The sequence below is a fragment of the Tenacibaculum gallaicum genome (assembly GCF_003387615.1).
Classification (GTDB): domain Bacteria; phylum Bacteroidota; class Bacteroidia; order Flavobacteriales; family Flavobacteriaceae; genus Polaribacter; species Polaribacter gallaicus.
The window spans coordinates 244052-266965 of the sequence record NZ_QUNS01000001.1; the positions used below are offsets into that span (position 1 = coordinate 244052).

General features: G+C 32.9%; 23 protein-coding genes. All 23 read right to left on the reverse strand.

The window, feature by feature from the left end; translation table 11 throughout:
• Nucleotides 1-41: 41 nt before the first annotated feature.
• The 23 genes from atpG to C7448_RS01290 all read right to left on the reverse strand — a co-directional run bounded on the left by atpG (nt 42) and on the right by C7448_RS01290 (nt 22771).
• Nucleotides 42-902, reverse strand: coding sequence for an ATP synthase F1 subunit gamma (atpG, locus tag C7448_RS01180; protein ID WP_115899537.1), 861 nt, complete (start codon nt 900-902; stop codon nt 42-44).
• Between the two features lie 74 nt (nt 903-976).
• Nucleotides 977-2557 carry a F0F1 ATP synthase subunit alpha gene (atpA, locus tag C7448_RS01185; RefSeq protein WP_115899538.1) on the reverse strand — a complete coding sequence of 527 codons (1581 nt, stop codon included), beginning with the start codon at nt 2555-2557 and terminating at the stop codon, nt 977-979.
• Between the two features lie 21 nt (nt 2558-2578).
• Nucleotides 2579-3136, reverse strand: coding sequence for an ATP synthase F1 subunit delta (atpH, locus tag C7448_RS01190; RefSeq protein ID WP_115899539.1), 558 nt, complete (start codon nt 3134-3136; stop codon nt 2579-2581).
• Between the two features lie 7 nt (nt 3137-3143).
• Nucleotides 3144-3644 (reverse strand): F0F1 ATP synthase subunit B, encoded by a 501-nt coding sequence (locus tag C7448_RS01195; protein ID WP_115899540.1) that lies wholly within the window; start codon nt 3642-3644, stop codon nt 3144-3146.
• 106 nt (nt 3645-3750) lie between these two features.
• The gene (locus C7448_RS01200) at nt 3751-3939 is read right to left on the reverse strand and encodes a hypothetical protein (RefSeq protein ID WP_099215024.1); all 189 of its coding nucleotides are present in this window, start codon (nt 3937-3939) and stop codon (nt 3751-3753) included.
• A 42-nt stretch (nt 3940-3981) separates the two neighbouring features.
• On the reverse strand, nt 3982-5112 hold the full coding sequence (gene atpB, locus C7448_RS01205; protein ID WP_115899541.1) for a F0F1 ATP synthase subunit A: 1131 nt from the start codon (nt 5110-5112) through the stop codon (nt 3982-3984).
• 124 nt (nt 5113-5236) lie between these two features.
• The gene (locus C7448_RS01210; protein ID WP_115899542.1) at nt 5237-5617 is read right to left on the reverse strand and encodes a DUF6168 family protein; all 381 of its coding nucleotides are present in this window, start codon (nt 5615-5617) and stop codon (nt 5237-5239) included.
• Complete coding sequence (locus C7448_RS01215) at nt 5610-5840, reverse strand: AtpZ/AtpI family protein (RefSeq protein ID WP_115899543.1); 231 nt, start codon at nt 5838-5840, stop codon at nt 5610-5612. The genes C7448_RS01210 and C7448_RS01215 overlap by 8 nt, the downstream gene beginning before the upstream one ends.
• On the reverse strand, nt 5809-6216 hold the full coding sequence (locus C7448_RS01220; protein ID WP_115899544.1) for a bactofilin family protein: 408 nt from the start codon (nt 6214-6216) through the stop codon (nt 5809-5811). Before C7448_RS01220 ends, C7448_RS01215 begins: the two co-directional genes overlap by 32 nt.
• A gap of 24 nt (nt 6217-6240) precedes the next feature.
• On the reverse strand, nt 6241-8472 hold the full coding sequence (porW, locus tag C7448_RS01225) for a type IX secretion system periplasmic lipoprotein PorW/SprE (RefSeq protein WP_115899545.1): 2232 nt from the start codon (nt 8470-8472) through the stop codon (nt 6241-6243).
• A 94-nt stretch (nt 8473-8566) separates the two neighbouring features.
• Nucleotides 8567-9262, reverse strand: coding sequence for an ABC transporter ATP-binding protein (locus C7448_RS01230; RefSeq protein WP_115900106.1), 696 nt, complete (start codon nt 9260-9262; stop codon nt 8567-8569).
• A gap of 19 nt (nt 9263-9281) precedes the next feature.
• Complete coding sequence (locus tag C7448_RS01235) at nt 9282-10754, reverse strand: DUF5687 family protein (protein WP_115899546.1); 1473 nt, start codon at nt 10752-10754, stop codon at nt 9282-9284.
• A gap of 114 nt (nt 10755-10868) precedes the next feature.
• Nucleotides 10869-11369, reverse strand: a complete 501-nt coding sequence (locus C7448_RS01240) for a DUF1761 domain-containing protein (protein WP_115899547.1) — start codon at nt 11367-11369, stop codon at nt 10869-10871.
• Between the two features lie 92 nt (nt 11370-11461).
• Nucleotides 11462-12451: a DUF4837 family protein gene (locus C7448_RS01245; protein WP_115899548.1), complete on the reverse strand. Its 990-nt coding sequence runs from the start codon at nt 12449-12451 to the stop codon at nt 11462-11464.
• A gap of 27 nt (nt 12452-12478) precedes the next feature.
• Nucleotides 12479-13987: a lytic transglycosylase domain-containing protein gene (locus C7448_RS01250; protein ID WP_115899549.1), complete on the reverse strand. Its 1509-nt coding sequence runs from the start codon at nt 13985-13987 to the stop codon at nt 12479-12481.
• 7 nt (nt 13988-13994) lie between these two features.
• Nucleotides 13995-14756 (reverse strand): exodeoxyribonuclease III, encoded by a 762-nt coding sequence (locus C7448_RS01255; RefSeq protein ID WP_115899550.1) that lies wholly within the window; start codon nt 14754-14756, stop codon nt 13995-13997.
• Nucleotides 14757-14823: 67 nt separating this feature from the next.
• Nucleotides 14824-15477: a 3-oxoacid CoA-transferase subunit B gene (locus tag C7448_RS01260; RefSeq protein WP_115899551.1), complete on the reverse strand. Its 654-nt coding sequence runs from the start codon at nt 15475-15477 to the stop codon at nt 14824-14826.
• 45 nt (nt 15478-15522) lie between these two features.
• The gene (locus C7448_RS01265) at nt 15523-15867 is read right to left on the reverse strand and encodes a four helix bundle protein (RefSeq protein WP_211321874.1); all 345 of its coding nucleotides are present in this window, start codon (nt 15865-15867) and stop codon (nt 15523-15525) included.
• Between the two features lie 41 nt (nt 15868-15908).
• Nucleotides 15909-16610, reverse strand: a complete 702-nt coding sequence (locus C7448_RS01270; RefSeq protein WP_115899553.1) for a CoA transferase subunit A — start codon at nt 16608-16610, stop codon at nt 15909-15911.
• Nucleotides 16611-16670: 60 nt separating this feature from the next.
• Nucleotides 16671-18947 carry a penicillin-binding protein 1A gene (locus tag C7448_RS01275; protein WP_115899554.1) on the reverse strand — a complete coding sequence of 759 codons (2277 nt, stop codon included), beginning with the start codon at nt 18945-18947 and terminating at the stop codon, nt 16671-16673.
• Nucleotides 18947-19432 carry a gliding motility lipoprotein GldH gene (locus C7448_RS01280; protein WP_115899555.1) on the reverse strand — a complete coding sequence of 162 codons (486 nt, stop codon included), beginning with the start codon at nt 19430-19432 and terminating at the stop codon, nt 18947-18949. The genes C7448_RS01275 and C7448_RS01280 overlap by 1 nt, the downstream gene beginning before the upstream one ends.
• On the reverse strand, nt 19422-20852 hold the full coding sequence (ricT, locus tag C7448_RS01285; protein WP_115899556.1) for a PSP1 domain-containing protein: 1431 nt from the start codon (nt 20850-20852) through the stop codon (nt 19422-19424). Before ricT ends, C7448_RS01280 begins: the two co-directional genes overlap by 11 nt.
• 227 nt (nt 20853-21079) lie before the next feature.
• Nucleotides 21080-22771 carry a glutamine--tRNA ligase/YqeY domain fusion protein gene (locus C7448_RS01290; protein WP_115899557.1) on the reverse strand — a complete coding sequence of 564 codons (1692 nt, stop codon included), beginning with the start codon at nt 22769-22771 and terminating at the stop codon, nt 21080-21082.
• Nucleotides 22772-22914: the final 143 nt, after the last annotated feature.

The following is a 22914-nucleotide window of genomic DNA, read 5'->3' on the forward strand; positions in this document are numbered from 1 at the left end:
TTTATGATAACTCTCAGAATATTCTGAGGAATTCTCTTTTCTTAGTTATTTAAAGCTTCTGCTCCACCAACGATCTCTAAGATTTCGTTTGTAATTGCAGCTTGACGTGCTTTGTTATACGTTAATAATAAATCATCACGTAATTCCGTTGCATTATCAGTTGCTTTGTGCATTGCAGTCATACGAGCACCGTGTTCGGCAGCAAATGAATCACGAATTGCCTTGTATAATTGCGTTTTTAATGACTTAGGAATTAATTCTAAAATAATCTCCTCTTTAGATGGTTCAAAAATGTAATCTGAATTTACATTCTCATCTCCTTCAATTGGCTGAATTGGTAAGAACTGTTCTACTTGAGGTATTTGCGTTGCCGCATTTTTAAACCTATTGTAAATGATCTCTATTTTATCGTAAGATCCATCTACATATAAATCCATTAACTGTTCAGCTATTTCGGCAACATTGTCAAAAGTTAAGTCATCAAAAATACTACTTCTATTTTCAATAACTGTGTACTCTTTTGATAAAATGTCGTTTCCTTTTTTACCAATTGTTAATAAATCAACAGCAGCATCATTGTATTTCTCGTTGATTGTTTTAACTGTTTCTTTAATAATAGACGAGTTAAAACCTCCACATAAACCTCTGTTAGAGGTAATAGTAACTAACAATACTTTGTTTATTTCTCTTTCTGTTGAATACACTCCACCTGCATCACTATCTAATGTAGCACTTAAGCTTTGTAGTAATTCGGTAAGCTTAGATGAATACGGGCGCATTGCTGTGATTGCATCTTGAGCTTTTTTCAACTTTGCAGCCGATACCATTTTCATGGCAGAGGTTATCTGCATTGTTGATTTAATCGAAGTAATTCTGTTACGTATTTCTTTTAAGTTTGCCATACTTTGTAGTATTTAGTATTGAGCACTGAGTATTGAGAAATTTCATCTCAATACTCAATACTAAAGTCTTTTTATTAAGCTGAAAATTTAGCTGAAACTTCTTTAGCAGAGTCTCTTAAAGTATCAATTACTTCATCAGTTAATTTCCCTGCTTTTAAAGTATCTAAAGTATCTCTGTGCTTAGCATTTAAATACTCTAAATAATCTTTTTCAAATTCTTTCACCTTGTTTACAGGTACATCTTTTAACAAGTTTTTAGAACCTGCATAGATAATAGCTACCTGATCTTCTACAGTGTAAGGATCGTTTTGAGCTTGTTTTAAAATTTCAACGTTACGCTTACCTTTTTCAATTACATTTAAGGTAGCAGCATCTAAATCAGAACCAAACTTAGCGAATGCTTCTAATTCACGGTACTGAGCTTGATCTAATTTTAACGTACCTGATACTTTTTTCATTGATTTAATCTGAGCGTTTCCTCCTACACGTGATACCGAAATACCTACGTTAATCGCTGGACGAACCCCTGAGTTAAATAAATCTGACTCTAAGAAAATCTGACCATCAGTAATCGAAATTACGTTTGTTGGAATATATGCTGAAACGTCTCCTGCTTGTGTTTCAATAATTGGTAAAGCTGTTAAAGATCCTCCCCCTTTTACTTTAGATTTTAATGATTCTGGTAAATCATTCATTTCTTTTGCGATAGAATCATCTGCAATTACTTTTGCAGCACGCTCTAATAATCTTGAGTGTAAGTAGAATACATCCCCTGGGTATGCCTCACGTCCTGGAGGTCTTCTTAACAATAAAGATACCTCACGATATGCTACTGCTTGTTTAGATAAATCATCATAAACAATTAAAGCTGGTCTACCAGTATCACGGAAATATTCTCCAATTGCAGCTCCTGCGAATGGTGCATATACCTGCATTGGTGCAGGATCAGATGCATTTGCAGCAACAATAGTTGTATATGCTAACGCTCCTTTTTCTTCTAACATGTTAGCAATAGCTGCTACTGTTGAAGCTTTTTGACCGATAGCTACGTAGATACAGTACACTGGTTGTCCTGCATCATAAAATTCTTTTTGATTTAAGATAGTATCAATAGCAACCGTTGATTTTCCTGTTTGACGGTCTCCAATGATTAACTCACGTTGACCACGACCAACTGGAATCATTGCATCGATAGATTTGATACCTGTTTGCATAGGCTCAGTTACAGGCTCACGGAAGATAACCCCTGGTGCTTTACGCTCTAATGGCATTTCGAAAGTTTCACCTTGAATTGGTCCTTTACCATCAATTGGTTGCCCTAATGTATTTACAACACGTCCTACAATTCCTTCTCCAGCTTTTAAAGAAGCAATTCTTTCTGTACGTTTTACAGTAGATCCTTCTCTTACTGAAGTAGAAGCTCCTAATAATACAACACCTGCATTATCTTCTTCTAAGTTTAATACGATACCTTCTAATCCGTTATCGAATTCTACTAATTCTCCGTATTGTACGTTAGATAATCCATAAACACGTGCAATACCATCACCTACTTGTAATACAGTCCCTACTTCGTTTAATGAAGCCTTAGACTCAAAATTTGTTAATTGTTCCTTTAAAATTGCTGATACTTCAGCTGGTTTAATTGCTGCCATCTTATTTCTTTTGATGTATAATTAAATTTTTGGAATGTAATGACCGTTGTCAAACTCTCTCCTTAACTCATTAAATTGGTTAGAGATACTTGCATCGTACTGCACATCTCCAACACGTAAGATAAATCCTCCTAAAATATCAGGATTCACTATATTTTCAATACTTGCATTGTTTCCTGTAAGGGCTACAATTTTAGCTTGTATTTTATCTTCTAATTCTTTTGTTAAAGCTACTGCTGTGGTAACTCTAGCAACGTTGATGTTTTTGTGGTAATCGTATATAACAGCATATTGCTTAGCAATAGACTCTAACATTACCATACGCTTATTTTCCTCTAATAAGTTGAATAACCCTTTTACAATGTTATCTACTTTATCACCAAAAAGTGCATTTAAAACTTTACATTTATCTGCAGCTTTAATTACAGGACTTTTAAGCATAAGGTCTAAATCAGCGCTTTCAGCAATTGTATCAACTATTAACTTCATGTTATCGTTTACTAAAGCTTCGTTTCCTGAATCTTTAGCTAAGTTTAAAACGGCCTTCGCGTAACGTAATGCTGCTCTTGCTTCTTTCATCTGCTGATTAGTTTAAAATAACCTCTTCTAACATTCCTTCCACAAGCCTTAATTGATCATCTTGTGAAGCTAATTCTTTTCTTACAACTTTCTGAGCTATTTCGATAGATAAGTCTCCTACCTTTTTCTTTAACTCAGCAATTGCTGCTTGTTGCTCTTGCTTAATAGTAGCCTTAGCATTCTCTACCATAGTAGAGGTTTGCTCTTCAGCTTCCTGCTTTGCATCAGCAATGATTTTATCTTTAATCTCACGAGCCTCTTTCATCATTGTATCTCTCTCAGCTCTTGCTTCTTTTAATAAACGCTCGTTATCTGCGTGCAAGTTTTGCATTTCTTTACGAGCATTTTCAGCCTGATCTAATGCATTTTGAATACCTTCTTCACGTTCTGTTAAAGCAGCCATAATTGGTTTCCATGCAAATTTGAACAATAAAACTAGTAAGATTACTAATATTAATGCTTGCATAGCAAATAGCCCTGGAGAAAAATCATTTATTAACTGATCCATTGTATCTGAAATTTAATCTTTTTACTGTTTGTTTTTGTTTAATTTGAAAACATTTCCTGCAACCAATCGTTACAGGAAAATGTTTTACTTCTTTTTTGTTTCGGAATTATTTCCCTAAGATTAAAGCACCAAATGCTAATCCTTCTAATAATGCTCCGATAATGATCATCGCTGTTTGGATTTTATTAGCTGCTTCTGGTTGACGTGCGATAGCTTCCATTGCACTTCCTCCGATTTTACCTAATCCTAATCCTCCTCCGATAACGATTAATCCTGCTCCAATTAAATTGTACATACTGATTGATTTATATATAATTAAACAAATTCTTATTCTAAATTAGTGATGCTCGTGTTCTTCAACCGCCATACCAATAAATAATGACGATAGCATTGTAAAAATAAATGCTTGTAAGAACGCAACTAAAATTTCGATTACTGTGATAAATAATGCTAACAATAATGAAATACTGGTAGATCCAAATACCGTAAAATCTTTTTTAAGGGTAATCATTAATGCTATTAAGCTCATTACTACGAAGTGACCCGCTGTAATGTTTGCAAATAAACGCACTAATAACGAGAAAGGTTTAATTAATAGAAAACCAATCAACTCGATTACTGCTAAAATTGGCCTTAAAATTACCGGTACACCTGGCATCCATAATGTATGCGCCCAGAAATCTTTACTCCCATTTGTTAAGTAAATTACTAATGTAAACAATGCTAAACATACTGTTACAGCAATCTGCCCTGTTACATTAAACCCAAAAGGGGTTAAACCTAACAAGTTCAATATCCAAATAAAGAAGAATACTGTTAACAAATAAGGCATAAACTTCATGTATTTTTTCTCACCTATATTAGGTTTTGCTATTTCATCTCTTACATACAACACTAAAGGTTCTAATACACGACCAACTCCTGTAGGAATTGCTCCTTTCTTATAACTTTTAGCTAACGAACCAAAACCTAATAACATTAACAACCCTACGAACAACATACCGAATACACTTTTAGTAATAGAAAAATCTAACACTTTATGTGCATTTTTAGCATGATGAGCTTCATCAAAAGCAACTGCCGTCTCTCCTTCGTTTAACTCGTATATTTTACTATGGATTTTAGAAAGTTTTACCCCACCTTTTTCTACAATGACATGACCATCATCGTTGTGGTGAAATTCAGAAGACATAAAAGCTTTTAAACCTTCACTCGTCCAAACAATCATTGGTAATGGAAAACCAATATGCTTGCGTTCACCTACATCGTTTGTATACGAAAACAGTGTGAAATCGTGTGAATCTGCCAAGTGATGCTTAATATATCCATCAATTTCACTTTTAGTGTTAACTCTTCCTCCATCTTTTGATTTTGAAGTTGTATCCCCTCCTCCAGCGAACGCTGTAAATGAACTAAATACTATTGCTAGTACCGTTAAAAAATAGATAGGTTTTTTTGCTATCATCATACCTTACTAAATATAGAATTATGGTCTCTAAATTTCCGTGCAAAGGTACACAATAAATTAAAACTACAAACGGTTTTTTTATTTAGTTTTCCTGAGTCTTTTAAAGGCTTACAAAAACAGGGAACTATCTATTATTCAACAACTTTGAAACACCAATAGCTTCAACCAATAAAAAAGTAAGAATAGGAAGTAATATTGAAACTTTTTCTGGTTTAGTTAAGCCTGTTTCAGAAAAAATAGAATCTTGATATAACATAATAAAGACTCCAAACTTCACCAACATTAAACCAAGGTATAGATAACCTGTTTCATTAGGTAAATAACTTATTACTATTTCTACAGCAATATAAATTAACAACGAAGCAATTACATTAAATATGTATACTGATATTAACGAAAAAGATAAGTTTAAAGTACTTCTCTCTATAAAATAATTATTAATAAAAAAGCCTAAAGCTGCTAAAGTAACTACAATTACAGCAAAAAATATAATTCGTTTAATCATCGTTTTTCGTTAGGTTTGTCACTTGTATAATTACCGAAAGCATGGCTCCGAAAACTGCCACAAGTGTACAAATTTTTACGTAAAGTTGGTTATCGTTTGGGTATTTCTGGTCTAACCATTCACCTAGTAAACTTCCTAAGTAAATAGTTAGTCCCATTTGAAGTGCGATTCCTGTGAATCGTATGTATTTATTAAGCGGTTTTTTCTTTGAGTCCTTGCTCATTTTTATTTAATTCTTTTACCGCTCCTTTCATTGCACAAGTAGCATTGAATTCAGCTCCTGGCTCCACAGATAGTTTCCCTATAATAACATCTCCGGTAATGTTTGCTGAAGATTTCACTGTAAGTGTGTTTGATACAAATAACTCTCCTGAAAACTCTCCTTCTACATCTGCATTAGTACACTCAACTTTTCCTTTAATAAGGCCAGTACTACCAATTATTACTCTGCCATTAGTTTCTATAGTTCCTTCTAAAGTACCATCGATTCTAAAGTCTCCTTCAGAGATAATTTCACCGGTTATTTTGGTGTTTTTTCCAATAATGTTTCTTTCTGCAACTTTGTTTTCGGTTGTTTTTTTACTCTCTTTACCAAACATATTCGGGGAATTTAAGGGGTGGGTTTATGCTTTATTTAATTGTTCTATTATTTCTTTTGCCTTTTTACCTTCTTGAGTAGTTGCATAACTAACCGCAACAAACTCTAACGCTTTTTTATAGGTCTCTTTGTCTTGATATTTACCTATAGCCAAGGCTTTTAGGAGTGCGAATTTAGGGATTAAATTTGATTTTTTTATTGTAGTTAAAAAATTATCTATTTCTTTAACAGTTTCTTCAAACTTATTCTCTTTATATAAATAGTATATTTCTTTGTATTTATTTAAAACCTCATCTTCTTTTTTCTCTTCTACAAGTTTTTTATCAGGATTTAAAATTATTTGAGCAAAACTTGTTTTTGGGTATTTCTGTAAGATAACATTCTTATACTCATTTGCTTTAGCTACATCACCTTCCTTTTTATATATTTGATACAAATGGTAACTTATTGGTAACTCCAACTTATCATCTGTACTAACTTCTCTTAAGCGTTCTAAGTTTTTAATTGCTAGTGTAGCATTTGTAAACTGCTCTTTATAAATTAGCCCTAATTGGTATAATGCATCATTTCGCTCTTGTACAAGGTCACTAATTACTTTTTCATCTGTAGGTATTGTGTCAAGGTATGTTGAAAGTTCATATCTCTTGTTTATTTTTCTTTCATTATCATCTTCTGACACATTATCTGCAACACTAATGGATTTGTCTGATAATCGCCAGTTATCTTCTAAAGGACGTGTTCCCCATATTTTTTGAAACTCTGCTCTTCCAAATCCTAAGGCTTGTGTGTTATAAAAATACCACTTCCCTTTATTCGCGGTATTATTTATAGATGTTCCTCCACCAAAACCACTTCCAAAGTTTTGAGCATTGAGTATTTGTTGTCTTTTTTCTTCGTCCTCTTTTTTTATTTTTTCAATATATGCTTCAAAAAAAGAAGTTCTTTCATCTGGTGTCATTGCCACCAAACCAAGAATACTATCGTTGTTTTTTACTGTTTCTTCATATTTTCTTAAGGTTGTTAGTCCTTTATTTTTTCTACGAATTCTACGGATTCTTTTTTCTTGATCAAACTCTTTAGAAACTACTTGCATTACACTATCATAATACAAACCCGCTAGCAGGTAATTCTCTTTTTCAAAAGCCATATTTGCTAAACGTTCGTACGCATAGGTTTTTTGATAATTGTTATTATGTTTTGCTTCTAGAGACTTTTTATAATATTCTGCTGCCGCTTCTGGACTATTTCTTCCTTCTTGAATAACTCCTGCCTGGTAGTATAATTCGTTTAAGAACTTTCGGTTATCTGAATTTTTAATTAATTTTCTTAACCTAGCTAGCATCAATATTAATGTTGAGTCATTCGGAGTATTCTTAGCAAGTTCAATATCAGCTCTAATGCGAAACCTATCTGGTGCTCTTTTATGGTCTGCTAGTTTTCGAAACACCATTCTTGCCGAATCTTTTCTATCTAGTTCGCTATAAATTTGTCCTAAAACAAACATGTTTCGAGCTGATTGTTCTTTGTTGTAATGTGTTTTAGTTGCTAACTTTAGATAATCAACCATTTTTTGAATGGTATCTGTTTGTTCATAGGCCATTGCCATGGCTGTATAAGCTTGCTCTTTTACAGATTTATTTATTTTTTCTTTCTCATCTAAAACGTCTAATAATAACGATAATGTTTCTATAGCTCTTTTTTCGTTACCTAAACGAATATTTGTTTTAGCTCTCCAAATTTTTGTTTCGTAGTTTAAATCGGCTTTAGGATAGTTAACTATCACATAATTAAAAGCTTCTAATGCAGGAATGAAACGTTGTGTATAGTATCTAGACTTTCCTAACAGTAAATAAGCGTCATCTATTTGGCTATTTCTTTCATACCCGTTAATATTCATCGAATGGGTTTGAACAGCTTTTATAGCTTTTTCTTCCGCTTTTTCAAAAGGGGTTAGGTTTTTGTTTTCTTCCTCTTCGTCAGTATTAAATCCTGTACCGGGAGTAAGCACTTTTGTAGCTAACTTACTTTCATCAAAAGTTATAGGCTCTAATTGTAAACGCTTCCAGAAATTATCTTCATGTTTTTCTTGAATTTCTTCAAGTCCTTTTAAATACGCTTGCTCTCCATTAAAAAGCACATTGTATTTCGTAGTAACAGCGTGATAACTTCTATTTAAAAAAGCATCCTTTTTAACACTACACGAATACGCGATAGCCGCTAAAACACTGAACACTATTATATTTACCCCTTTTTTCATATACTTTTACTTTTACAGTACAACAACGTAATAATTATGTTTTTTGTACGTAAAGAGGTAAAAATAATAATTATAAGGTGATTTTTACCCTGTTTTATGCAGAAAAATAGCTTTCTAATTCTTGCAGGGTTTCTTGTGATGTATTTATATCTTTTACAACGTTCCCTTTATCTAAAACTACGATACGCTCGCAAACCTCAGTTACATGGCTTAAATCATGGCTTGAAACTAACACAGTTACATCATTATTCTCTGTTAGTTTTTTAATTATTTTTTTTAATCTGATTTGCGTTGTAGGGTCTAAGTTTGCAAAAGGTTCGTCTAAGATTACTACTTGTGGATTTCCCATCATTGCAGCTACAATACCAACTTTCTTTTGATTTCCTTTACTTAAACTTCGTAAATACTTTTTCTTTCCTAAAATCTCCTCATTAAAAAACTCGTCAAATTGAGCTAAGAACCCTTTTACATCTGCCTTATTCATTCCACGTAAATCTCCAACAAAATCGAAATACTCTTCAGGTGTTAAGTATCCTATTAAAAAAGTTTCATCTATAAACGACCCTGTAAATGTTTTCCAGTTCTCACTTTTGTTTACAGTAGCTTCATTATTTATAATTTCTCCTGTTGTTGGTCTAATTAAATCTAATAACAGGTTAAACAAGGTTGTTTTTCCTGCTCCATTATTCCCTACTAACCCAAAAGATTGTCCGCTAGGAATCTTCAACTCTTCTAGGTTTAAAACTTGTGTACTTCCGTATGTTTTTGAAATATTATGTATAGATATCATTTTGTTTAGTTTTAGTTGGTTATGATTTTTGGCTAAATGCATGTATTACTGCGTACTTACTTTTAATGTATCTTTTCTCTATGAAACCCATAAAGTAATTTTTAAATGCAAGAGCTAATGTTCCAGCAATTGCAATTGCTAAAACACCTGCATTAAAGCTAACAAACTTGTTGAAAACCCAAAAGAGGAGCATAGGAATTCCCATTATTGGAATTATTATTAAAAATTGTGTTGCACTGGTACCTTGGTAGTTTGAAAATCCACTTTTATTTAAGTCTATACGCTTTCGGTTAAAAGAACCTGCAAACAGTAAAAAGAGAGAGTTAAACCCTATATTAAAAATTGCCCCAGCGGTTATCATTAAAAAAATATCTAATCCGTAGAAATAAACATAAGGGATACTTAACAGGTACAATGCTCCTGATACTACAACCATTAAATACCATTTACTTTCTAAAAACTTTCGATAACGGATATTTTGACTCATAAGCATTTTATAATACTCACTATCCCATGCAGGGATGAACTGCCCATAGTTTAGCGTAAACCCTCCTGTAACAAAAACTGCAGCAAAGACTAAAAAGGCAGGCATTTGTTCTCGATACATTTCTTGTCCAAAGAAAATAGCTCCGTAGAAAAGAAATAAAAACGACATAAAAAACACTGTTTTAGTACGTTTATTTCTCCAAATTTGACGAATATCATTTTTAATAAATGGCGCCACATCTCCCAATCTATCAACAAAAGATAAGTCTGATTCTTTTGCTACTTCTTCTTTGCTTTTTATAGCATCATCTAAATATACTTTTTCTCTTAATAATTTAAAATTTACATAGTATAGTCCTACTAGCAAGACCACTCCTATTACTGACAAAGCAGGAAAGTTATATACTGATTGAAAAATAGGCGCAAATACATCATTTACGTTAAATAACTGATATTTATTTGTAAGAAATAACATTCCGAGTACAGCAATCATCCCTCCTAATGCATAATTATTTTTATTGATTAGAAAATTTACATAATTCGCACTTAATACTAGCATAACCATTAAAAACAACCATCCTAAAACTCCCATGACATTGTATCCTTGACCTATTAATACTATTGAAAAAGGCACGTAAAAAAACAGCGGCATTATGTTGAAGAATGACAAAGCTGATTTTCCTAATACAAAATGAACAAGTTTTTCTTTTTTTACAGGTAAGTTTAGAAACGGCTTGATGTTTAATACTGGTAATTTTTGCATTAAATAGCGAAAAATTAAATCTCCAATTAATAAAAAAACAAGAAATCCATTAACAAAAAAAAGTGGATCTGTATTTGGGTATTCTTTTTTAATGAAAAAATACCCTCCTATTCCTATCATTAAAAATGAAACTAGCATCCATAATGCAAAAAAGCTCATGATTATTTTTAATGCAATGCTTTTTCCGAAATAAGAAGAGCGAAAAAACTGCTTCCATTCTAACTTTAAAAAATGTGCAATCATTTGGTTATGTATTTGGTTGATTATCTTATATGTCTTTTTCTACAACTTTTTGTTACATAAAAAAAGCATCAATTTAAAAATTGACACTTTTGAATTTATAATTTTAAAAGATTATTACGCCCATTGGCAAATTACTCCTCCCATTAAGGCTAATGTAATAATCCAATAACCAGCATTAATAGCTACATACCTAACGCTTTTTCTTTCAAATAATGCTTGTGTAGCCAAAATAGGTAAACCTATAAGTAAACCTATCATAGTTCCGTGTAAAGCTCCGTGTTTAAATGTTCTAAATCTATCTCCAAAATTGGCCATAAATTCTTGGAAGTAAGCATAAGCTCCGCCTGTTTGTTCTACAAAACCTGGCTCACCCATTAAGGCTGATTGAACTCCCCATTGATGAATAACTAATGTTTGTAAGATAAAAGCTAATAAGAAGCTAAACACATAAGCTAACCCAAAAATAAGTCCCATATTTGAACCTTTCATAGATTCATCGGTAAAACCTACCTCTTTCATCCATGCGTTTTTAAAAAGTATAGGTCCATACCAAATGAATCCCATTATCATAGGAACTAATGCAGCAATTGCCGTAATTAAAAAATTAAATTTCATAAGATTATAAAGTTTTGGTTGTCAATCAAATATAACAAAAAAAGCATCAAACTTACGTTTAATGCTTTTACTTATTTCTTATGAGTTATCTTTTATTTTATTTTTAAAGACTTTGCTATCGCTTCTAATTCAAAGATGAAATCTCGTTTGTTTACTGATGGAGCATAAGTAAATCCTTCAAAAACAATGACACGTTTGTTTTCTTTATCAATTATTGTATAGTTAATAAATGGCCCTGCCATGAAATCGTTTTTTACTTCCCATTTACCTCTAGTTTCATAGGCTTTTTTACCATCAATTTCTGCATCAAAAGTAAATGGAGTGTATGCTTGTTCGGTAATCATGTGCATCCCTTCTTTAGTTCCAGGGATGTACTTTTTACCAATTGTATCTCTCATTCTTGTAATGTTGTCTGCGACCTTGCTTTCGTCTTCTAACGGATAACTATACACTAAAACATTGTTAGTTCCATCACCTCTTGCAATTCCACTTTTTAAGTGTTGACGTAACCATAAAAAGTCTCCTGTATCTTCAACAAGTTTAAACCTTTCAGGAATGGTTAATGAAATACCTAATTTTTTTATTGTTTTGAATTGGCTTTCATCTAATTTTTCTTTTTTAAAAATGTTTTGAGTAAATTTTACATCTTCATCTTTAAATAATTTAATAATCTCTTTTCCTCTGTTGCGAATCAAGTCAACCAAAGCTCCTTTACTTTTAGCTGTTGCATAAACTAAAATTTGAGGTTCAGCATATTTGTTTTTTTCTACTGCTATTTTTTCTTTTTCTCCTTCTCTAAGAATCAAAACAGCTCTTGCATTCCTTATAAAACCTTTAAATCCTATAGGATCTATTTGTCCTACTGAAAGTAATGTTTCAGGCTGTGGTAATCCTACCTGATGCTCTCCAAAAACAGAGCGAATTTCATCACCAATTTTACCTTCCCAATCATTTCCTTTAATAACTACCAATATTTTATTGGTATTTCCATTTGAAGTTGGTAAAATATAATCGCTTTTCCCTTTATTTTTACACGAAACTGTTATAAAAATCAGGACAAATAATGCTATTAGTTTATTCATAGTTTGTGGTGTTTAGTAGTTGTATTTTTAGCTTTTAAAAATTTTAAGTTTCATTCCTGGCTTTAAACTTTTAACACTCCAAATATTGTTCCATTTTTTTATTTCATCAACAGAAACTGATGGATATTTTTTTGAAATGGTCCATAATGAATCTCCTTCTTTAACAACATACACCTCATGCTTACCTGTTGGTGTTTTATATTTTTTCTTTGAAACCTTTTTTGGAACAGCCATTCTTTTAGGGTAAACACTTAATCTTTGTCCTATTTTTAAGTGATGTGTTCGTAAGCCATTCCAACGTTTAATATCTCTTACTCGTACCCCAAATTTATTAGCTATTTTACCTAAATAGTCTCCACTTCGAACCCTATAGCGAATGCGCTTATCCATTTCGAAGTATTTTGGTAATGGCTTCTCTCTTTTAGCATCATCTTCGTTTGCTAAAACGTAAATTTCTTTTTCCTTTTCTAAGAAGTCCATTAAGTCTCTTCGAGGTAATCGAACTGCATAGTTTTTTTCTTTTACATACGGAATAACATCTAGCTTATACGACGGGTTTAAGAATGCTAATAAATCAGAATCTATACCTGTTTTTTCTGAAATTTGATCAAAACTAATTGTTCTTTTTACACGAACGGTATCGGTTTCAAAATTGAAAATCTTAGGTGCTTCTGGATAAATGTGATGCTTTTCTGCATATTCAAAAATATACATCGTTGCGTAAAATGCTGGTACATACCCTGCCGTTTCACGAGGTAAAAACGGACGAATATTCCAATAATTTTTATAGCCTCCAGAACGTCTTATCGCTTTTGATACATTTCCTGGACCTGAGTTGTATGCTGCTAAGGCTAAATCCCAATCACCAAAAACTTTATACAACTGACTTAAGTATTGACATGCTGCTTTTGTTGATTTTACTGGATCTTGACGTTCATCTACATACGAGTTCACCTTTAAATCAAACTGAATTCCTGTTCCATACATAAACTGCCATAACCCCGTTGCTCCTACCCAAGAACGAGCATCTGGTCTCAACGCTGACTCAACAATAGCCAAATATTTCATCTCTAAAGGGATGTCGTATTGATCTAGGTATTGCTCAAACATTGGAAAATAATATTGAGCACGAGCCATTAATGCAGGATAGTATTTTTTGCGATATTTTAAATAACTATTAATCACTTTTTCTAACGCAGGATTGTACTCTAAATGAAAAGGTGTTCTTACGTTTAAGTCTTGTAACCTTTTCTTTAATAAATCGGTTGTAAGAATTGTGGTTGTGTTACCTAAAATGTCCTTATCATTAATTACGTATTGAATACTATCAAACAATGATGAATTAAATTTTTCTTCAACTAGTAAGCTATCAATCATCTTTAAATCTTCCGTAGAAAATAGCTCTTGGTTTTGCGCTGAGTTTATAGAATCATTTACCACAACATCAACACTGTCTTTAGCTACAGAAAGGCTATCAATAGGTTGTTGTGCAAAAATTGAAGTTGTAAAAAGGAGTAGTGTTAGTAATTTTTTCATGTTGGTTTTATAAATCTAATTCAACTGCAATTGGGCAATGATCTGAATGTTTTGCTTCTGGTAAAATATACGCTCTTGAAATTTTGTCTTTTAAAGTTTCAGTTACCATGTTGTAATCAATACGCCAACCTTTATTGTTTGCTCTTGCGTTTGCTCGGTAGCTCCACCAAGAGTATTCTTGTTTTTCTGGATGCAAATGACGGAAACTATCTATAAATCCACTATCTATAAATTTTCCTAACCACTCACGTTCTTCTGGTAAAAAACCAGACACTCCTTTCATTTTAGGATTGTGAATATCTATTTCTTCATGACAAATATTATAATCTCCACAAATAACCAAATTCGGAATGGTTTTTCTCAATTCTGTGGCATATTCAAGAATTTCATCCATGTAATTGAATTTATAGTCTAATCGAGCACTATTTGTTCCTGAGGGTAAATACATGCTCATTACAGAAACCTCATCAAAATCTACACGAAGATTTCTTCCTTCAAAATCCATCGATTCTATTCCTGTTCCGTACTCTATATGTTTTGGTTCTTCTTTACAGAAAATTGCTACGGATGAATATCCTTTTTTTTCTGCTGAAAACCAATAATGATATAGATACCCTGCATTTTCAAACTCAGTTACATCTAACTGCTCTTTGTGTGCCTTGGTTTCTTGAATACATATTACATCTGGGTCTGCCGCTTGTAACCAATCGATAAATCCTTTTTTTAATGCCGCCCTAATTCCGTTTACGTTGTATGAGATTATTTTCATCTATATATTTAAAATACAAAAACGTAAAGCATAGTGCCTTACGTCTTTATTTAATCCTATAATTTTGTTAAATATCCATTTCTGGGATGTCTCCTTCGACAATCAGAGTTCCTTCTGTAGCTGCTTTAATTTCTTCCACTGATACTCCAGGAGCTCTTTCTAATAAGTAAAACTTATTGTCTTTAATTTCTAATACGGCCAAGTTTGTTACAATTTTTGTTACACAACCTACTCCTGTTAATGGTAATGAACATTTTTTAAGTAGCTTAGATTCCCCTCTTTTATTAGTGTGCATCATCGCTACAATAATGTTGTCGGCAGAGGCTACTAAATCCATCGCTCCTCCCATACCTTTTACCATTTTTCCTGGTATCTTCCAGTTCGCTATATCACCGTTTTCAGCAACTTCCATAGCTCCTAAAATAGTTAAGTGTACATGCTTACCTCGAATCATTGAAAAACTAGTAGCAGAATCAAAAAAACTAGCCCCTGGCATAGTTGTTATGGTTTGTTTTCCTGCATTGATAACATCAGCGTCTTCTTCTCCTTCAAAAGGAAAAGGTCCCATACCTAGTACTCCGTTTTCTGATTGAAATTCTACCTCAATATCATCACGAACAAAATTGGCTACTAATGTTGGAATTCCGATACCAAGATTTACATAATATCCGTTTTTTACTTCTTTTGCGATTCTTTTCGCTATTCCGTTTTTATCTAACATTTTCTTTAATGTATCAATTTAATAATGTAACAATATAGCAATGAGCTACTTATTACTTTTAATACTTGTACTTAATATTTTGTATAAAATCAACCCTAGTTCCTTAATTTTTTCAGTTAAAACTTTATTTGTAGGGTAATTTTTAGACTTTTCACAAAGAGTTAACCAATACTTGGTTTCATCTAATTCTTTGGTCGCAATCTTTATTTTATGAATAAAGTCTGCTTTACTTTCGGCGTTCTGAGCTTCATGTATATTGGCTCCAATACTTGTTCCTGATTTTAACAATTGACGACCAATTACATATTTTCGTTCGTTTTCTAACTGTTCACAATATTCAATAACCAACAATGCAACTTCTACTGATTTATCTACTACAGGGTTCTTCATTGTTACATTTTCAAATTGATACATTGTTACATTATAAGGTATTAGTCTCGTTTACGAACGGTTCGTTGTTCAATTCTCTTCTCATACTTTTCTCCTTGGAAAATGCGTTGTACAAAAATTCCTGGAATATGAATTTGATTTGGATCTAATTCTCCTACTGGAACTAATTCTTCAACTTCAGCAACTGTTATCGTAGCTGCCCCACACATATTTGGATTAAAGTTTCTTGAAGTCCCTTTGAATATTAAATTTCCTGCTGCATCACCTTTCCATGCTTTTACAAAGGCAAAATCTGCTTTAAACGCTGGTTCTAAAACATACATTTTTCCGTCAAACTCACGAGTTTCTTTTCCTTCTGCTACTTCTGTACCATAACCTGCTGGTGTGTAAAAAGCGGGAAAACCTGCTTGTGCAGCCCTACATTTTTCTGCTAAAGTTCCTTGTGGTGTTAATTCTACTTCTAATTCTCCGGACAACATTTGACGCTCAAACTCATCATTTTCTCCAACATAAGAAGAAATCATTTTTTTTATTTGATGATTTTGCAATAACAACCCTAAACCAAAATCATCAACTCCTGCATTATTAGAAATACAAGTAACATCTTTTACTCCTATTTTTACTAACTCAGCAATAGCATTTTCAGGTATTCCACACAAACCGAACCCTCCTAACATAAAGGTCATGCCGTCTTGTACACCTTGTAATGCTTCTTGTACGTTATTTACTTTTTTATTTATCATTATAGTTGTTGTTTTTAAGCTTTACTCAATAAGTGAGGTTTTAAATACGCTACAATTATACTAAAAATCTGTATCGTCTGGGGCTGTTTCTTCTTCTCCTTCTTTCGTTTCCTCTGTTTTTGAGCAATCTAAATTTATACTTATATTTTTAGGCTTTTCAAAACTTCCTTTACTTACCTCTAATGTCTTATCTTCATAGCACTTCCTCATAAATATAGCCCATGTAGGTAGCGACATTGTTGCTCCTTGACCATATTTTAATCCTGCAAAATGTGTAGCTCTATCTTCTCCTCCTGTCCAAACTCCTGTTGCTAAATTAGGAACAATCCCCATAAACCAACCATCTGATTGGTTTTGTGTGGTACCTGTTTTACCTGCAATTGGATTGGTAAATTTATAAGGGAAACCTGTTGCAGCATCACCTGCGGAAGTCCATGTTGATCGTAAACGTGCTCCTGAACCTAATCTTGTTACTCCTTGCATCAAGTCTAAAATTACATATGCAGATTCTTCACTTAATACTTCTTTGGTTTGAGGTACAAATTCTTCTAAAACAGTTCCGTTTTTATCTTCAATTCGAGTAACCATTAGTGGACTTACACGTAATCCTTTGTTAGCAAAAGTTGAATATGCACTTACCATTTCTAATAATGATAAATCAATTGCTCCTAATGCGATAGACGGATTTGCCTCTAATTTAGACGTTATTCCTGAAGATTCTGCTAGTCGAACTACATTTATTGGTGAAACTTTGTCAATTAGCTGTGCTGTAATTACATTTACTGATTTTGCTAAAGCTTCTTTTAACGTAAGTTCCCCTCCATATTTACCTCCTGCATTTTTAGGTGTCCAATCTTTTGGCATTCCATATTTTTCCTTAGGAATAGTGTATGGTGTGTTTGGCAATTTATCACAAGGTGACATTTTTAATTGATTAATTGCAGTAGCATATACAAAAGGTTTAAACGTAGAACCTACTTGACGTTTTTGTTGCTCAACTGCATCATATTTAAAATACTTATGATTTATTCCTCCTACCCAAGCTTTAATGTGACCTGTTTGCGGTTCAATAGAAACTAACCCTGAACGTAAAAAGTATTTATAATGGCGTATTGAGTCATAAGGTGTCATTACTGTATCGCGTTCACCTTTCCATGTGAAAATACGCATATCAGTAGCTGTATTAAAGACCTTATCTATTTCTTTTTCAGATTTACCAGCTGCTTTCATTCGTTTGTAACGATCTGAATTTTGCTTTGCTCTTCTTATTATTTTTTCTATTTCTTTTTTGTTTATATCATAAAAAGGAGCTTTTTTATTTCTTTTTTGTTCTTTGTTAAAATAGGCTTGAAGATTGGCCATATGCTCATTTACTGCTTCTTCTGCATATTGCTGCATACGAGAATCTATCGTAGTATAAATTTTTAATCCGTCTCTATAAATATTATACTCTTCTCCATTTGGCTTTGGATGCTCTTTTACCCATTCTTTCAAAATACTTCTTAAATGCTCTCTAAAGTATGTTGCTAAACCATCACTATGACCTTCTCTATTAATATTAAGCCCTAAACCTAGTTTTTGTAAGGAATCTTTTACCTGTTCAGTAATAAAATCATTTCTATTCATTTGCTTTAAAACAACATTTCTACGTTGTTTTACCATCTCTTTTCTTCTTAATGGATTAAAAAGAGAAGAGTTTTTAAGCATTCCTACCAGCATTGCAGATTCTTCTACATCTAGCTCTTTTGGTTCTTTTCCAAAATAAATTCGAGCTGCTGAACGAACTCCTACTGCTTGATTTAAGAAATCGTATTTGTTTAAATACATGGTTATGATTTCTTCTTTAGTATATTGACCCTCCAGTTTTACGGCCACTACCCATTCTTTTACTTTTTGAAGTACTCTTTTAAAAATATTTCTAGAAGCTTTTCCTGTAAATAGCATTTTTGCTAACTGTTGGGTTATGGTACTTGCTCCTCCACTCCCTGGTTTTAAAACGGCTCTTGCTGTTCCTCTAAAATCAATTCCTGAATGTTCATAAAAACGCTCGTCTTCCGTTGAAACCAAGGCTTTCACCATATTCTGTGGAATGTCTTTATATTTTATAGGTGTTCTATTTTCAACAGCATATTTCCCTAAAGTTTTACCATCCGAAGAAATAATTTCGGTTGCTAAATTATTCTCTGGGTTTTCTAACTCCTCAAAAGTTGGCAATGCTCCAAACACTCCCCAAGAAGCTAGTAAAAAAAGTAGGCAAACAAACAGGAAACCTCCTAAAATGATACCCCAAAACCATTTAATGTACTTACTAAAACTTGTTGTTTTTTTCTCTGTCATTACTTTATTTTTTCAATTCTAAACCCTACATGAGTTATCCCTTTCAGTTCTTCAACACCTTCTATTTCTCCATTTTTTCGCATGGCTTGTCGAACTTTAAAAGTATACTCTCCTTTGCGGGGAAACGTTATGTTTTCTTTATAAAAAAGTTTGTTTTCTTTAATATCAGTAAAACCCTGTCCTAAAAACTTCCCTCTAACATCTGCCATATCATACTCCAATGTATCTATGATTATTTGCCCATCAGGAAAATTCATTTGTGTAATTAAAAAAAGATTACTGTATGCATAATCTTTATTATTTCTAAGGTTTATAAAAAGGTTTTTCTTACCAATAGAATCGTTAATTGGAAATGTAAATTGTATTGCATTTTTTTTATTCCATGAACTTTTTGGAAGCGCCAGATAGTTGTCAAACTCACTATTTGAATCACATGAAGCAAATAGCGTAGCTACTAAAAAAATGATGCCAATTTTACTTCTCATTATTGGTGTTATCTTTATTATCGTTATTGTTTTTTTTACGTTGATTGTTGTTTTTTCTTCTTTGGTTTTTTTGCTTTTTATGTTGCCCTTGTGGTTTTTCAGCTGTATTACCTTCTGGTTTAGGTTTTCTGCTTCTTGGGTTGTTTTTAGGTTTTGGTTTCCTATTATCAACTCTCTTCTTTTCTGTTTTCTGACCTCCTTCAGTCTTTGCAGGTTTTCCTTGTGGCTTTTTGTTTCTAGGTGTAGAAGGTTGTTTATCTGCTTGTTTCTTATTTGTTGGGTTTCTTTTCTTACGTCTATTATTTTTACGTCCTTTTTTAGGCACATCAAAACGTGTTAAACTGTCTTGGCCAACAACATTTTCAAAATCAACAGAAACTTCTTCAGTAATTTCTAATTCGTACTCTTCTAACGGTAAAGCAAGTTCATTATTTTTATTTAATTCTATAATCTCTTGAACTTGATCTAACGACAGTTTATACCATTTAAAACTTTCTTCCTTGTAGGTATACCAAAGTAATTTTTTGAAGATGTCCATTTTAACGAAAACAGCATCTCCTTTTTCTGTTTTTAGTACTTTGTCTTGTTTAGGGAAACTTTGTAACGCATCTAAATACGTATCTAATTCATAATTCAAACAGCATTTTAACTTACCACACTGTCCTGCTAACTTTAGCGGATTTAATGATAACTGCTGATAACGAGCTGCTGCGGTATTTACTTTTCTAAAATCGGTTAACCAAGTTGAGCAACATAGTTCTCTACCACAAGAACCTATTCCCCCTAAACGGGCTGCTTCTTGACGCATACCAACCTGACGCATTTCTACACGAATAGAAAAAGCACTAGCCAGATCACGAATTAACTGACGAAAGTCTACACGTTCATCTGCTGTGTAATAAAAAGTAGCTTTTGTTCCATCTCCCTGATATTCAACATCAGAAAGTTTCATTTTTAAGCCTAAACGACTAATAATTTCTCTTCCTTTTCGTTGGGTTTCTTGCTCGCGATCACGAGCAGTTTGCCAAACATCAATATCTTTTTGAGATGCTTTTCTGTAAATTTTCTTTACATCATCACTATCTGCAGTAATTTTTCTTTTTTTCATTTGAACTCTTACAAGCTCTCCTGCTAAAGAAACAATACCAACATCGTGTCCTGAAGATCCTTCAACCGCAACCACATCTCCCATAGAAAGGGTTAGGTTTTCAGGATTTTTATAAAAGTGTTTTCGTCCGTTTTTAAAACGGACTTCAAAAACATTAAATGGAGCTTCACCCGTAGGTAAAGTCATGTTCGATAACCAATCAAAAACAGCGAGCTTATTTCCACTTCCACATGTGCCCGTAGCACAATTTCCGTTACTCTTACAGCCATTCGGCACACCGCTTTTGTTAGTTGAGCAACTGCTACAACTCATACGATAGTATATTTTTTTGAAATGTTTTTTAAACCTGTGGTATTTACAGTATCAAAAAACATTTTTATTATTTGATTTTCAGTTGTATAAAATTTATCTTATAACAACTATCCTTAATCTGTAAAGATACATATTCTAATGAAAAGTGAAAATTGATTTTTTTGTTAAAAAAAACGCCACTTTTTAGTTAAAAGCAGCGTTTTTTATTTGTTTTATACCTTTTGGCACTATTTATTCTTTTTCGCCCAATTATCTCGTAATCCAACAGTTTTATTGAATACTAAATTTTCGGGTGTTGAATCGTCATCAACATTAAAATACCCTAAACGTTGGAACTGAAAACGGTCTCCAATTTTTGCTGTTTGTAAACTTGGTTCAACATAAGCCGTGATTTTTTCTAACGAATTTGGATTTAAAAACGCCATAAAGTCTTTGTCTTTGTGACTGTCTGGTGCTTCATCTGAAAACAACCTGTCATACGCTCTTACCTCAGCTTTTACCGCGTGTTTTACCGACACCCAATGTAAGGTTCCTTTTACCTTACGCTTACTTTCTTCGGTTCCACTTCCTGATTTTGTTAATGGGTCGTACGTACAGTGAATTACAGTAATATTTCCATTTTCGTCTTTTTCCACGCTATTAGCTGTAATAAAATATGCATTCTTTAAACGGACTTCTTTTCCTAATTTTAAACGGAAGAACTTTTTGTTTGCTTCTTCTCTAAAATCTTCACGTTCTATATAAATTTCTCTTGAAAAAGGCACTTCTCTCGTTCCAGCATTTTCATCTTCTGGATTGTTTTCTGCAATTAAGATTTCTTCTTGATCTTCTGGGTAATTATCTATCACCACTTTTACTGGATCTAAAACTCCCATCACTCGATTCGCTGTTTTGTTTAAATCTTCACGGATTTTAAACTCTAACAATGCTACATCAATCACATTTTCACGCTTAGAAACTCCTACAGTATCCACAAAACTACGAATAGCTGCCGGTGTGTACCCACGACGACGCAACCCTGAAATGGTTGGCATACGTGGATCATCCCATCCAGAAACGATTCCTTCTCCCACCAATTTCATCAACTTACGTTTACTCATTACCGTATAACTTAAGTTTAAACGTGAGAATTCTCTTTGTTTTGGTGGTAATGGGTATTCTGATTGACTATATTCATACACATTATCTCTAAACCAATTATAAAGTTCACGGTGAGGTTTGAACTCTAATGAACATAGTGAATGAGAGATTTGTTCGATATAATCACTTTCACCATGGGTCCAGTCATACATTGGGTAGATTACCCAGTCACTTCCTGTACGATGGTGTTCTTTCTTTAAAATACGATACATAATAGGGTCGCGCATTAACATGTTTGGTGAAGCCATGTCTATTTTAGCGCGCAATACATGAGAGCCTTCTTCAAATTCACCGTTTTTCATACGTGTGAATAAATCTAAATTCTCTTCAATACTTCTATCTCTATTCGGACCTGCTACTCCTGATTCCGTTGGCGTTCCTTTTTGTTCTGCCATTGCCTCAGAAGATTGGTTATCTACGTATGCTTTCCCATCTTTAATCAATTGAACTGCCCAATCGTATAATTGCTGGAAATAATCAGAAGAATAACATTCTTTTTCCCATTGATATCCTAACCAAGATACATCACGCTTAATAGCATCTACATATTCTTGCTCTTCTTTTGCTGGGTTTGTATCATCAAAACGAAGATTTACTGGAGCACTGTATTTTTCTCCTAAACCAAAACTAATACCAATAGCTTTTGTATGTCCTATATGTAAGTATCCGTTTGGTTCTGGCGGAAAACGAAAACGCAAATTTTCTTTTGGCATTCCATTTGCCAAATCTTCTTCAACAATTTGCTCTAAAAAATTCAATGATTTCTTTTCTTCTGACATCTTTATAAATTATGTACGTGTTCTATTTTTACAGCCTTCTATAGTTTTCTCTTAAAATAGAATCAATCAAGAGCTTCCTAAAAGGTCTAAGCAACAAAATTACATAGAATCTATGAGATAATTACACAAAGAAAATTATGGAT